This is a genomic window from Synechococcus sp. CBW1006 (genome assembly GCF_015840525.1).
Lineage (GTDB): Bacteria > Cyanobacteriota > Cyanobacteriia > PCC-6307 > Cyanobiaceae > CBW1002.
The window spans coordinates 309,965-322,309 of record NZ_CP060396.1; the positions used below are offsets into that span (position 1 = coordinate 309,965).

11 protein-coding genes and 1 tRNA gene are annotated in these 12,345 nt (G+C 66.4%); 8 read left to right on the forward strand and 4 right to left on the reverse strand.

Going from position 1 to position 12,345, the window contains the following annotated elements; translation table 11 throughout:
* The first annotated feature begins 6 nt into the window (after positions 1–6).
* Positions 7–1,500 carry an IS66 family transposase gene (locus H8F26_RS01475; protein ID WP_197154297.1) on the forward strand — a complete coding sequence of 498 codons (1,494 nt, stop codon included), beginning with the start codon at positions 7–9 and terminating at the stop codon, positions 1,498–1,500.
* A gap of 48 nt (positions 1,501–1,548) precedes the next feature.
* Here the strand turns inward: H8F26_RS01475 and H8F26_RS01480 are convergent, their stop codons facing one another.
* On the reverse strand, positions 1,549–2,838 hold the full coding sequence (locus H8F26_RS01480; protein WP_197156989.1) for an acyltransferase: 1,290 nt from the start codon (positions 2,836–2,838) through the stop codon (positions 1,549–1,551).
* A gap of 533 nt (positions 2,839–3,371) precedes the next feature.
* Positions 3,372–3,442, reverse strand: a tRNA-Cys gene (locus H8F26_RS01485).
* Between the two features lie 44 nt (positions 3,443–3,486).
* Between H8F26_RS01485 and H8F26_RS01490 the strand changes: the two genes are divergently transcribed.
* Positions 3,487–4,737 carry a lipid-A-disaccharide synthase-related protein gene (locus H8F26_RS01490; RefSeq protein WP_197156990.1) on the forward strand — a complete coding sequence of 417 codons (1,251 nt, stop codon included), beginning with the start codon at positions 3,487–3,489 and terminating at the stop codon, positions 4,735–4,737.
* A 60-nt stretch (positions 4,738–4,797) separates the two neighbouring features.
* Positions 4,798–5,055 carry a hypothetical protein gene (locus H8F26_RS01495; RefSeq protein WP_197156991.1) on the forward strand — a complete coding sequence of 86 codons (258 nt, stop codon included), beginning with the start codon at positions 4,798–4,800 and terminating at the stop codon, positions 5,053–5,055.
* 70 nt (positions 5,056–5,125) lie between these two features.
* Here the strand turns inward: H8F26_RS01495 and H8F26_RS01500 are convergent, their stop codons facing one another.
* Positions 5,126–5,791, reverse strand: coding sequence for a ribonuclease D (locus tag H8F26_RS01500; protein WP_197156992.1), 666 nt, complete (start codon positions 5,789–5,791; stop codon positions 5,126–5,128).
* Positions 5,792–5,921: 130 nt separating this feature from the next.
* On the opposite strand from H8F26_RS01500, the gene H8F26_RS01505 reads away from it, so the two are divergent.
* A complete protein-coding gene (locus H8F26_RS01505; RefSeq protein ID WP_197156993.1) occupies positions 5,922–6,473 on the forward strand; it encodes a cofactor assembly of complex C subunit B in 552 nt (183 codons plus the stop codon).
* A 100-nt stretch (positions 6,474–6,573) separates the two neighbouring features.
* Positions 6,574–7,392 (forward strand): hypothetical protein, encoded by an 819-nt coding sequence (locus H8F26_RS01510; protein WP_231605398.1) that lies wholly within the window; start codon positions 6,574–6,576, stop codon positions 7,390–7,392.
* Here the strand turns inward: H8F26_RS01510 and hemF are convergent.
* Complete coding sequence (gene hemF / locus H8F26_RS01515) at positions 7,319–8,344, reverse strand: oxygen-dependent coproporphyrinogen oxidase (protein ID WP_197158899.1); 1,026 nt, start codon at positions 8,342–8,344, stop codon at positions 7,319–7,321. The two genes, H8F26_RS01510 and hemF, sit on opposite strands and share 74 nt — an antisense overlap.
* 181 nt (positions 8,345–8,525) lie before the next feature.
* Between hemF and H8F26_RS01520 the strand changes: the two genes are divergently transcribed.
* The 3 genes from H8F26_RS01520 to H8F26_RS01530 are packed head-to-tail and all read left to right on the forward strand — an operon-like array spanning position 8,526 to position 12,280.
* Positions 8,526–9,611, forward strand: a complete 1,086-nt coding sequence (locus tag H8F26_RS01520; RefSeq protein ID WP_197156994.1) for an Mrp/NBP35 family ATP-binding protein — start codon at positions 8,526–8,528, stop codon at positions 9,609–9,611.
* Positions 9,612–9,614: 3 nt separating this feature from the next.
* Entirely contained in the window at positions 9,615–10,907 is a 1,293-nt protein-coding gene (gene rodA / locus H8F26_RS01525) for a rod shape-determining protein RodA (RefSeq protein ID WP_197156995.1), read from the forward strand.
* Positions 10,907–12,280, forward strand: a complete 1,374-nt coding sequence (locus tag H8F26_RS01530) for a HAMP domain-containing sensor histidine kinase (RefSeq protein WP_197156996.1) — start codon at positions 10,907–10,909, stop codon at positions 12,278–12,280. The genes rodA and H8F26_RS01530 overlap by 1 nt, the downstream gene beginning before the upstream one ends.
* Positions 12,281–12,345 lie beyond the last annotated feature (65 nt).

Here is a 12,345-nt window from a genome sequence, read left to right on the forward strand (position 1 = left end):
CTTGAGATGGGCGCCCCTCCTGCTGGCATTTCCGAGGTGGACTGGTTGTCGTGGCCAGCTGGTGCCAGGGAGTTCATCCTGGCTCAACAGGAGGAGATGGTGCAGCTCCGCGTCCAGCTCACCGCCCTGGCGACCGAACTGGCCCATCTGCGCGAGCGGATCGGCCGCAGCTCCCGCAATTCTTCCAAGCCTCCCTCCAGTGATGGCCAGGGGTTTAGGCCGCCCGAACGACGCAAGGGCAGTGGCCGCAAGCGCGGCGGCCAGCCGGGCCATCCCGGATCTGGGCCGGAGCTGCTGCCGATCGAGCGGGTGGATGAGGTGGTCGAGCACCACCCCCAGGCCTGCCGCCGCTGCGGCACGTTGCTACAGGGTCAGGATCCCGAGCCCTTGAGGCACCAGGTGATCGAGATTCCACCGATCACGCCTCTGGTGATCGAGCACCGGCTGCACCGCCTGGTCTGCCCCTGCTGTTCCACCAGCACCTGTGCCTCGTTACCGGCGGAGGTGGAAGTAAGCCATTACGGTCCCCGGCTCAGTGCTCTGGTGGGTCTGCTGGGTAGTGCCTTCCCGTTGAGTTTCAGCAAGACCCAGGCGCTGCTGGATCAGCTGCTGGGGGTACAGATCAGCCGGGGAGCGATGGCCACTATCCGCCAGCGCTTGAGTGCAGCACTGGAGCAGCCCATGCAGGAGGCCCTTGCGTTTGCCCGTCAGCAGTCGGTGGTCTATGTCGATGAAACCGGTGCCCCCACCGGTAATGCCGATGGGGGCAACCCCGATGGCCGGCGCGGCTGGGAGTGGGTCATGGTGACCGCCATGGGGGTGACAGTGTTCTTGCAGAGCCTGAGCCGCTCGGCTGCCGCCGCGATCGACCTGCTCGGGAATGCCTTTGGCGGAATTGTGGTGAGCGATCGCTTCTCCGCCTACAACCATCTCCCGCTGGAGCAGCGCCAGCTGTGCTGGGCGCACGTGATCCGCGATCTCACCGCCATCGCTGACCGTCAGGGCGCCAGCGGTGAGATTGGAGCGGAGCTGCTGGGCCTGCAGCAGCAGCTGTTTGCCCAGTGGCACCGCTACAAAGACGGAACGATCGACTGGTCCACGTTGCAGCAGGGCTGTCGGCCGATCCGCCAGGCGTTTGTGGGCACGCTGCAGCGGGTTGTGGAGCTGGGCTGCCAGCGCGGCGAGCGAACGCCGTGGGCCAAGACGGTGCGTACCTGCCATCAGTTGCTGCAAGTGAGCGATGGCCTCTGGACCTTCCTGGAGATTGAAGGGATCGAGCCCACCAACAACGCAGCCGAGCGTGCCCTGCGCCATTCGGTGATTCAGCGCAAGATCAGCCATGGCGTCCAATCCCGCCAGGGTGCAATCTGCCGCAGCAGGTTGCTCACGGTCACCACCAGCCTGCGGCAACAGGGCCGTGATATCTGGCAGTTCCTGGAGCAGGCCTTGATCGCCCATCATCGCGGCGGTGAGATGCCATCGCTGTTGCCGAATCCCTGAGCCGGCCGTCATCGATCGTGGTGTCTGTGGTCGCTTGGTGATCAGCGATCAAGGGCGGTGAATGCTGCGCGGCTGCGTCACGGCCCCTGAACGGATACGTTGATTGCCACTTTCGCACAACTTTGATGACAATCGATATTTCAAGGGTTCGCTTATTTCCTTATTTCCCGCATACAACGGATTTTCTGACTTGGCAAGCGTAAATATTGCTGTCGCCGTAACGATCGCGATCAATGTGCCCCCGCCGATGCTCCATCGTTTGCTTTTTGTTCGTGACGAATGCCTAGCAGGAGTTTCAATCCATCTGTAAGATCCTATCGCCAGCAGAAGCATTAATCCTGCTTGGATAGGTACTGACCACCAATGGATTCCAATCGTCCAACGACTTATAGACAGCACACTCCAATGCCACAGATAAAGCGAGTATGAGATCAGACCCACATAAACGACCTTCTCAAGAGTGAAAAAGTCATATGCCGCAGTGCCTTTTTTGAGGCAGGCGATCAGAACTGCTGACAGCGCCACAATGGCGATGGTCGCAGGCACTGCTGCTTCAGTTGGCAGGAACATCACGCCGACCATCGCCGCCACCGCCAGAAGGGGTGGAACGCGCTCCAGTGATTGTTCAATCTTTGCGCGTTTCTGAAAACCAATAAAAACCAGGCATCCTACTGCCATCTCCCAAAACCGAGGCGGCATCAGGAAGTAGGCGGCAGGTTGATTGACCTGATACAAGTAGATAAAACTGATGAGTGACGCAACCGTCAGTGCCCCAACCCACAAGAATAAGTTCCTTGCTCCTCTGACCTTCTGCTGTCCGAACCCTGAGAACCAGATCAGGAATGGGAACAGCAGATAAAACTGCTCTTCAACGCCGAGTGACCAGGTGTGCGTGAAGGGATTCAGTTCGGTGGAATCAGCAAAGTAGTCAGTTGAAGACCTGTAGAGACTTATGTTGGAAACTCCAAACAGCGATCTCCACCCCAGACCCAGAGCAACTCCAGGTTCTGGATTGAAAAGCGAGATCAGCACACTGGTGATCAGGACAAACACAACCAGCGCAGGCACCAAGCGCTTGATCCGCCGCTCATAAAACCCCGTCAGGAAATCCAGGAAGTTCTTGGACTCCCTGCCCGCCAGCGACGAAGTGATCACATAACCAGAAATTACAAAGAAAATATCAACACCCAAATACCCGCTTGGCAGCAGATCCTTATTGAAGTGGTTGATTATCACGGCAACCACCGCAAATGCCCGCAGACCGTCAATTTCTGGTCTGTATTTGCTTTTACTTGGCGAAGTATTATTGGTAATGGATGGTGCTGATGCTGCCGCCATCTGCTTTTCGGGGGGGCAAAATTATATCGCCACTCTTCGTCGCCGCGTCTTCTTGTCGTTTCTGCTACTCACCCACCAGAGGTTCAGGGGGTCCTGCTCCAACGCCGACTCGGTGCTCTCAGCGTTCCTTCAGGGAGCACTGGTGTCCTGGCGTCCCGTGATCCAGGTGATTGCTCAGGGGGTGCTGAGGCGCCGCAGCAATGGTGGGAGGGGCGCCAGGTGCTGCGGTGGTCTGGGAGGCACCGCAGGGGTTCAGGAGGGGTTGTGGTCGTCTTGGAGACGCTACGTGGCGCCTCTGAGCATCTCGGGGTAGGTGGGGCAAATGGCGACCAGCAAGAGGCACTGGGAAGGAGAATCCTGGGAATCCCCTCCAAGACCCCAGGGACACCCCTTGTCACCTTCCGCTCACCTTCCGTCTATCGGCGGCGGGGATTCCCAGGTTCCAATGGCAGAAAACACCAGAAGTGGTGCGCAGATGCTGGAATCCGCAGATTGGGCACCAGATGTGGCGATCCCAATGTCTCGAAAATTAGAGGCGGCACCCAGATTCGAACTGGGGGTAAAGGATTTGCAATCCTCTGCCTTACCACTTGGCCATGCCGCCGGCCGGGGAGCAAACTCCCTGCAGCGGATCGTATCAGCCATGGCATGCCCTCCCGTCTGCTGGTCCTGAGCAACGGCCACGGCGAGGATCTGATCGCCCTGCGCATCCTTGAGGCCCTGCGGGAGCAGCAACCGGACTGCCAGCTGACGGTGATGGCCCTGGTGGGCCTCGGCCAGACCTACGCGGCGGCCGAGGCCGCCGGCTGGCTGCAGGTGGTGGGCCCCCGCCGCTGCCTGCCCAGCGGTGGCTTCAGTAACCAGAGCCTGCGGGGCCTGCTGCGCGACCTGCGGGCCGGCCTGCCCCTGCTCTCCCTACGGCAGTGGCGCTGGGTGCGGCACTGGGGCCGTGCAGGCCATCCGGTACTGGCGGTGGGGGATCTGCTGCCCCTGCTGCTGGCCTGGAGCGGTGGCGGCCCCTACGGCTTCGTGGGCACCCCCAAGAGCGACGCCACCTGGGCCACACCACCGCCACCGGGCTGGGGTCGGCCCGGCCTTGATGACCGCTATCACCGCTGCAAGGGCAGTGAATGGGATCCGTGGGAATGGGCGCTGATGCGCGCCGATCCCTGCCGTCTGGTGGCCGTGCGCGACCGACTCACAGCCCGCGGCCTGCGGAACCACGGCGTTGCCGCCCTCGCCCCGGGCAACCCGATGATGGACGGATTCCAGACCGAGGCCGTGCCCATCGGCCTGCGCCACGGTCGGCGGCTCTTGCTGCTGCCCGGCAGCCGCCTGCCGGAAGCACTCGGCAATCTGGAGCGTCTGCTCGAGGCCGCGCTGCAGGTGCGGGTCAACGGGCCCCTCCACCTGCTGCTGGCCTGCGGCAACCAGCCCACCAGCGCGGAGCTGGCTCCGCTGCTGAGCCGGGCTGGCTTCAGCAGCACCTGCCTGAGCGCGGAGCAGGGCGCGATCGGAGCGCGGGACAGCTGGCGGGCCGGCACCATCGAACTGCACGTGGGTCCGGGCTGCTTCGGCCGCTGGGCAGCCTGGTGCGAGCTGGGGCTCGCCACCGCCGGCACCGCCACCGAGCAGCTGGTGGGGCTGGGGGTGCCGGCCCTCTCCCTGCCGGGCCCCGGGCCACAGTTCAAGCCGGGGTTCGCCCGCCGCCAGTCCCGCCTGCTGGGTGGGGCCGTGCTGCCCTGCCATACCGCCGCCGAACTGGCCCGCACAGCGACGCGCTGGCTGGACGACGCGGAGCTGAGGCAGCGGCTGGGAACCATGGGCCGCCGCCGTATGGGACCCGCCGGCGGCAGCCAGCGACTGGCGAAGCTGATCACGCAGCACCTGCTGGCGTGAGCACCGGCCCTGACACCCCGCCGCTGCGGCGGATGATGAGCGGAGCCTCAGACTCTGCCCATGGTTGCCATCCCCGACCGTACCTACAACGCCGCCTGCGGCCGGCTGGCCAGCCGGCTGGGAGTGAGCCTCGCTTCAGCCCGGCGCAAGGTGGACGTGCGGGCCAGTCAGGAAGGCCTGCGGGACGTGGCCTCCAAAGTGGCGCTGGCCGAACGGATGCTGGAGGAGGTGATCGCCAGTGGAGTCGACAACGAGGCTCTGCTCTCCTCGCTGCTGGGGGCGGTGAGCAGTGAGGAGTACTTCCTCGATGAAGACTGAACCGGGAAGTGGACGGCCTTCCAGGACAACCGTCTGAGATCAGGCGGACGCTGGCTGCAGAACCGGCGGATCATCGGTTGCCGCCGCTGGAGTGCTCGAACAGGAGCGGAAAGCGATTGCGATCCAGCTCGGCGAACACCGGCAGGCAAGCAAAGCAACGCAGCGCCAGATCCCAGCGGTCTTCCCGCTTCAGCATGGTCTCAAGCTGATCGCGGGCAGGCAGCAGGTAGCGCACATCACCGGCGGCATAGGCCAGCTGGGCCTCGCTGAGGTCTTCGACCCGGCCCCAGTCAGAACTCTGGGCCTGCTTGTCGAGCTCCACCCCCACGAGCTCCTGCACCACATCCTTGAGACCGTGCTTGGGGCTATAGGTGCGGCCCAGGCGGCTGGCCACCTTGGTGCAGAAGATCGGATCCACCGCGATGGCGAGGTTCTCGGCCAGGGCCGCCACATCGAAGCGGGCGAAGTGGAACACCTTTTCGATCGCCGGGTTCTCCATCAGGGCCTGGAGTCGCGGCGCCGCGTCCTGGCCTCGGGCCAGGCGAATGCAGCAGACGTTGTCGTGGTCGTCGCAGATCTGCACCAGGCAGAGCCGGTCGCGGCCGTGAATCAGTCCCATCGCCTCCGTATCGACCGCCAGGGCCCGGGCTCCGGCGTAGAGCGCCTGCCACTCGGCATCGAGATCCCCGTCGAACACGGCGAAACGGGCGGGGGCGGAACCGGGGGCTGGGGCCATGGCATCGACAGACGACTTCCCCCATGGTGATGGAGGGCCCTGCCCGGCGGAATCCACGGGCTGGCCACACCGTCCACAATGGAGAGCCTTCACACCGCGTCCGCCAGGCGGCACGCTCCCTTGCCCCGCCATGCCCACCCTGGGTTCCACCTTTCTGCTCACCCTGCTGCTGGCCATCGGGCTGGTGTTCTTCCTGCGGGCCGCCAGCAAAGACCGCACCACCGTGGTGGAGGTGCATTCGCCGCGGCCTCCGGTGGAAGTGTTGCAAGGCCTGAGTGACTGGCTCACGGCGCGGGGCTGGCAATCGGCTGGCGGCGATCCGGATCTCCGGCTGCTGCGCTTCCAGGGACAGGTGGGCTCCAGCACCGCCCTGACGCTGCTGCTGTCGCTGCTGGGCGGCATCGGCGCCGCCTGCCTCGGCCTGGTGCTGCGCCAGTTGCTGCCCGTCCTGGGCTGGTGGCCACTGTTGCTGGCCCTGCTTGGCCCGGCGGCGGGGTTGGTCTACCGGCGCCGAGCCGAGCGGGCCGAGAGCGTCGAGTTGCGCCTGATCAATGAGGAATCGGCCAGCGGCAGCACCTTGCGCCTGCGCGCCCACCGCGACGAGCTGATCGCCCTGGAAGTGGAGCTGGGTGCGCAATTGGAGCTGGCCAGCGACGGCGCCCTGCTCAGTTCACCGATCTGATCTGGTCCCCCATCTGATCTGGTCGCCGATCTCAAGCCTGCGTTCAAAGACTCCATCCCCCTCGAACCATCACGGTTTCCCTTCTCCCCCTTTGCCCCCCATGCGGGTTCTGCGCCTGTCCCTGCTCACGGCCCTGCTGCTGGCGCCGCTGCTGAGCGCGGCCGGAGCCCGCACCCCCCTTCTGCCTGGCAGCGATCCCCTCACGGGCCCGCGCTCCAGCCTGGCCAAGGACTGGCAGGGGATCCGCCCCGTGACACCCTCCATCCCGATCCTGGTGTTGGCAGGCCATGCCGATTCTCAGGCGATGGACGGATCCGGCACCAGCGGCGCTGCCGTGGATCTGGGCGGTGCCGCACCAATGGATCCCAGCATGCGGGACGAGCTCTACTGGAACCTGCTCACCGCCAGGGCGGTGGTGGAGCTGGGCCGCCGCAGCGGCCTCAACATCGCCTTCTATGAGCCGCCGGCCCGCACGATCGCCGAGGCGGATGATCCGCGCACCAACTGGAGCGTGGGGCGGAACCACGTGGCCCAGGGCGGCTATGCCCTCGAGATCCACTACGACGCCTACGGGCCCGATGGTGTGGGGTCCGGGCTGATTCCACCGCTGAGACCCTGGAGCCGCTCGCGAGTGGATGAAAGCCTGGCCGCGGCCTTCGGCCCCTATCCCCTCGGCTATCGGGGCGGACTGGGGGCACCGCGGCGCGGCATCGCCATCCTTGAAATCGGCAAGCTGGAAGGTCCGCTGGAGGACAGCCTGCGGGATCCCCAGCGCCGCCAGGCCACGATCGAGGCGATCGCCGGCCGGGTGGTGGAGGCCCTCCGAGCCGGAGTGGCGAGCCCGTTCAGCCCACCGCCTGATGGGGTTGGCAGCGCTCCACCAGGGTCGAGTCCTCGAGCCAGTTCTGCGGCCTGGTGAACACCTCGGTGAGCAGCGCCTCGCGGCTGCCCGCCTCAGGCGTGTAGCCATATTCCCAGCGCACCAGCGGCGGCAGGGACATCAGGATCGATTCGGTGCGGCCATTGGTCTGCAGCCCGAAGATGGTGCCCCGGTCGAAGACCAGATTGAATTCCACGTAGCGGCCGCGACGGTAGAGCTGGAAGTCGCGCTCCCTCTCGCCGTAGGGGGTGTCGTGGCGTTTCTCGGCGATCGGCACGTAACTGGGCAGGAAGGCATTGCCACAGGCGCTCGCCAGGGAAAACAGCTGCTCCCAGGTCTGGGGGAGCGGACCAATCGCCGTTGCGGCCGCCGCCGCCAGGCCGCCTGGATCCTGGCCCTTATAGAGCAGGCCACCGGGATCCTGATAGTCGTAGAAGATGCCGCCGACGCCGCGGGTCTCAGCCCGGTGGCGCAGGAAGAAATACTCGTCGCACCAGGGCTTGAACACCGTGTAGTAGGCCGGATTCACCGAATCGCAGGCGGTCTTGAGTGTCTGATGGAAGTGCTGGGCATCCTCCAGGAAGGGGTAATACGGGGTGAGGTCGGCACCGCCGCCGAACCACCACACCGGCCCCGCCTCGAAGTAGCGGTAGTTGAGGTGAACCGTGGGGATGTAGGGATTGCGCGGATGCAGCACCATCGAGGTGCCGGTCGCGAACCAACGCTGGCCCGCTGCCTCGGGGCGCTGGCTGAGGATCGAAGGCGGCAGCTGGTCACCCTCCACCTCGGAGAAGTTGACGCCCCCCTGCTCGAACACCCGACCGTTCTTCATCACCCGCGAGCGGCCACCGCCGCCTTCGGGCCGCTCCCAGCTCTCTTCCTGAAAGCGGCCCTCGCCATCGAGCTGCTCCAGGCCGGCGCAGATCGAATCCTGCAGCCCCATCAGCAGGGCCTTGGCACGGGCACGGGAGTCGGCGGGGGGCATCTCCATGAAGGTGGGCACCGCTGGGGCTGGGAAGGTGGTTTCACCATTCCAGCCCGCCGGGTCCCCAGACAAGGCTTCGAGAGCGTCTGTCACGGGTTCGTGTGCTGGTTCACCAGGGGTGACGGACCCGGCCGGACAGCAGCCGCCATCGCCCTCCTTAGGATCCAGCCACCAGTGACCCGCCGGCATGGCCACCCCGGACCAGGCGCACGCCGCCCTCCAAGCCCTTCAGGATGCCGGCAGCGGCCGCGGCCTGATCGAGCTGGAGTGGATCCAGCAGGTGCGGCTGCAGGAACGGCGCGCCGTGTTCAGGCTGGCGCTGCCGGGGTATGCCAACGGTCAGCGGGAGCGGATCGTCGCCGAAGCCCGTGCCGCCCTGCTGGCCCTCGACGGGATCGACGACGTGCAGATCGAACTGGCCCAGCCGGTGCAGCAGGGCGCCCCGATCGGCGGCGCCGGCCATGGGCCGGGCCAGCTGCCTGAGCGGCAGTCCATCCCCGGCGTGCGCCAGGTGATCGCCGTCAGCAGCGGCAAGGGGGGCGTGGGCAAGAGCACCGTGGCCGTGAACCTGGCCTGCGCCCTGGCCCGCCGAGGCCTGCGGGTGGGCCTGCTGGATGCGGACATCTACGGCCCCAACGCCCCCACCATGCTCGGCGTGGCCGACCGCACCCCCGAGGTGCGCAGCAGCGGCGACAGCCAGATTCTGGTGCCGATCGAGAGCTGTGGCATCGGCATGGTGTCGATGGGCCTGCTGATTCAGGAGAATCAGCCGGTGATCTGGCGGGGGCCGATGCTCAACGGCATCATCCGCCAGTTCCTCTATCAGGCCGACTGGGGCGAACGCGACGTTCTGGTGGTGGACCTGCCCCCCGGCACCGGAGATGCCCAGTTGAGCCTGGCCCAGGCCGTGCCGATGGCCGGGGTGGTGATTGTCACCACGCCCCAGCAGGTGTCGCTGCAGGATGCCCGCCGCGGCCTGGCGATGTTCCTGCAGATGGGCGTGACCGTGCTCGGCGTGGTGGAGAACATGAGTGCCTTCATCCCCCCCGATGCGCCGGACAAGCACTACGCCCTGTTCGGCAGCGGTGGCGGCCAGCGCCTCGCCGATGAAGCCGGTGTGCCCCTGCTGGCGGAACTGCCCCTGGAAATGAGCGTGCGCGAGGGCGGTGACAGCGGCCTGCCTGTTGTGATCAGCGCCCCTGAATCGGCGACGGCCCAGGCCTTCATGGCCCTGGCCGATCGGATGATGGCGCTCACTCCGGCGGCGGCCTGATCCATGGTCAGCGCCCTGGCCCGCTCCAGCGCGGCGGGCCGCCGCGGCCTGTTCTCGAAGCGGCGGGCCTGGCGCCGTCGCCCCCTGCAGGACGTGGACCTGATCCTCTGGGGTATTCCCCTGGCGATGACCCTGGTGTCGGGAATTCTGATCGCCAGCACCCAGCGCCAGGCCGCCTACGCCGAGTGGTATCAGCACTGGATCACAGCAGCGGTGGGAATGGGTCTGGCCCTCCTGCTCGCCCGGGTTCCGCTGAGGCGCCTGCAAAGCCTGCAGTGGCCGATCTACGGCCTCACCGTGGCCAGCCTGATCGCCGTTCGCGTGATCGGCACCTCCGCCCTGGGGGCCCAGAGCTGGATCAACATCGGTGGCTTCTACGTTCAACCCTCTGAATTCGCCAAGCTGGCGGCGATCCTGCTGCTGGCCGGCGTGCTGTCGCGCTACCCGGTGGAGCGGCCGGTCGATCTGCTGCGCCCGACGATGGTGATCGGCCTGCCCTGGATTCTGGTGTTCATCCAGCCGGACCTGGGCACCTCGCTGGTGTTCGGTGCCGTGCTGCTCACCATGCTGTTCTGGGCCGGCATGCCCCTGGCCTGGGTGCTGCTGCTGCTCTCCCCTCTGTTCACAGCCATCCTGTCGGGCACCCTGCCCTGGGCCCTGACCGGCTGGATCCCGCTGATGGGGGTGATCGCCTGGCGCTCCCTGCCCTGGAAGCGGCTGGCCCTCACGGTGGTGCTGGCCGTGCAGGGCCTGTTTGCCGTTGCCACCCCATGGCTGTGGAGCCACGGCCTCAAGCCCCACCAACAGGATCGGTTGGTGATGTTCCTCGACCCGTCCAAGGATCCTCTCGGCGGCGGCTATCACCTGCTTCAGAGCAAGGTGGGCATTGGCTCCGGTGGACTCTGGGGCACCGGATTGATGCAGGGCAACCTCACCAAGCTGCGCTTCATCCCTGAACAGCACACCGATTTCATCTTCAGCGCCCTGGGCGAGGAGACCGGATTTCTGGGATCCATGCTTGTAGTGGCGGGCTTTGCCCTGCTCATGTGGCGGTTGCTGCAGATCGCCGGCAAAGCCACCAGTGATTTCGAATCCCTTGTGGTGGTGGGAGTCGGGGCGATGCTGATGTTCCAGGTGGTGGTGAACATCAACATGACCATCGGCCTCGGACCGATCACCGGCATTCCCCTGCCGTGGCTGAGTTACGGGCGATTCGCCATGTTGGTGAACTTCATGGCCCTCGGCCTGTGCGCCTCGGTGAACCGCCAGTCCCGTGCCAGCCGCGGGCGCTGGTGATGGAGCACGGCTCCACGACATTGTCGGCATTACGCCAGAGCCTGTCCGCCGCCGTACCGGCGGGCCACAGCGACGAAGACGGTGTGCGCCGCCAGTGGTGGGCGGCCCTGGCCACCCTTCAGGAGGATTTCCTGCTGCCGCAGCTCCCGTTGCGGGGCCTCTGGCTGGCGGCACCCCTGCCCGCCCTCTACGAGCCGGAGCTGCTGCTCCACCTCAAGGGCTGGGTGTGGGCACCGGACAGCCTCGAGCGGCTGCGGGGCTCCGTCGCTCCCCTGCTGCCCGGCGCCGCCGGGTCAAGGGGCACGCCAGCGCCTGGACAACTTCCCGGGTTCGAGCGGCTGCAGCTCAGCGACGACGACGGCAGCGATCCCCTGCTGTTGCTGATCACGCCACGCCTGCAGGTGGCCCTCTGCCTGGATGGTCCACCCCGGGAGCGGCGACTGGTGGCCCGCTTCGATCCAGCCGGCCTTTCGGCCGCCCTGTCGCTGCTGGATCGGCGCCTGCAGCAGCAGCGCCCCAGCGCCGCCGCAGAGCTGCGCCGCGCCCTGCGGGAACTGGGCCCCCTGGCCAATGCCGAAGATGTCGCCCTGCAGTTCTGGCCGAGGATGGCGGAGCGGCTTGGAACGATCGCCCCCAGCCTCACCCTGCAGCCGCTGGTGCATGGCGGCAACCGGGCCGAGACCCCACGGGCGGTGAGCAGCGAACTGGCCCTGCTGGAGGCGCTCACCCATGAGGTGCGGACCCCCCTGGCCACGATCCGGACCCTGATCCGCTCGCTGCTGCGCCGCAGCGATCTCTCCGCCGTGGTGCGCGAGCGCCTCGAACAGATCGACGGCGAATGCAACGAGCAGATCGATCGCTTCGGCCTGATCTTTCATGCCGCTGAGCTGCAGCGCCAGCCCGAGAGCGACGAGAGCGGCCATGGCGAACGGGAACGGCTGGCCCGCACCGATCTGAGTGCGCTGCTGCGCCAGCTGGAACCTCTGTGGCAGCGCCAGCTGGAACGGCGCGGCCTGCAGTTCGAGCTGCAGGTGGCCGACGAGCTGCCACCGGTGCTGAGCGATCCGAGCCGGCTGGAAACGATGCTGGGCGGCCTGGTGGACCGCTTCAGCCGCGGCTTCAGCGGCGGCAGCCGCGTGCGCCTCAGCCTCCAGCCTGCCGGCAATCGGCTCAAGTTGCAGATCTGCAGCGAAGGAACCCGCCCCCAGCGCCCCGAAGACCATCGACGGGTGGGACCCGTGCTGAGCTGGGACCCCGAAACCGGCAGCCTGCAGCTCAGCCGGCAGGCCACCCAGCGGCTGTTCCATCGGCTGGGCGGACGGCTGGCGGAGCGCTCCGGCAGCGATATCACGGTCTTCTTCCCCGTCTGCTGAACGGGCGGGTCTCGGGCGCCCTGGCGATCGGACGGTTTGTTGACGGGTGTGAAGACTGCCGAGAG

Bases quoted from the DNA above. Each gene is read 5' to 3' on its own strand.
- H8F26_RS01475 (WP_197154297.1), top strand. From the start codon at position 7: ATGGGCGCCCCTCCTGCTGGCATTTCCGAGGTGGACTGGTTGTCGTGG.
- H8F26_RS01480 (WP_197156989.1), bottom strand. From the start codon at position 2,838: ATGGCGGCAGCATCAGCACCATCCATTACCAATAATACTTCGCCAAGT.
- H8F26_RS01490 (WP_197156990.1), top strand. From the start codon at position 3,487: ATGCCCTCCCGTCTGCTGGTCCTGAGCAACGGCCACGGCGAGGATCTG.
- H8F26_RS01495 (WP_197156991.1), top strand. From the start codon at position 4,798: ATGGTTGCCATCCCCGACCGTACCTACAACGCCGCCTGCGGCCGGCTG.
- H8F26_RS01500 (WP_197156992.1), bottom strand. From the start codon at position 5,791: ATGGCCCCAGCCCCCGGTTCCGCCCCCGCCCGTTTCGCCGTGTTCGAC.
- H8F26_RS01505 (WP_197156993.1), top strand. From the start codon at position 5,922: ATGCCCACCCTGGGTTCCACCTTTCTGCTCACCCTGCTGCTGGCCATC.
- H8F26_RS01510 (WP_231605398.1), top strand. From the start codon at position 6,574: ATGCGGGTTCTGCGCCTGTCCCTGCTCACGGCCCTGCTGCTGGCGCCG.
- hemF (WP_197158899.1), bottom strand. From the start codon at position 8,344: ATGGAGATGCCCCCCGCCGACTCCCGTGCCCGTGCCAAGGCCCTGCTG.
- H8F26_RS01520 (WP_197156994.1), top strand. From the start codon at position 8,526: ATGGCCACCCCGGACCAGGCGCACGCCGCCCTCCAAGCCCTTCAGGAT.
- rodA (WP_197156995.1), top strand. From the start codon at position 9,615: ATGGTCAGCGCCCTGGCCCGCTCCAGCGCGGCGGGCCGCCGCGGCCTG.
- H8F26_RS01530 (WP_197156996.1), top strand. From the start codon at position 10,907: ATGGAGCACGGCTCCACGACATTGTCGGCATTACGCCAGAGCCTGTCC.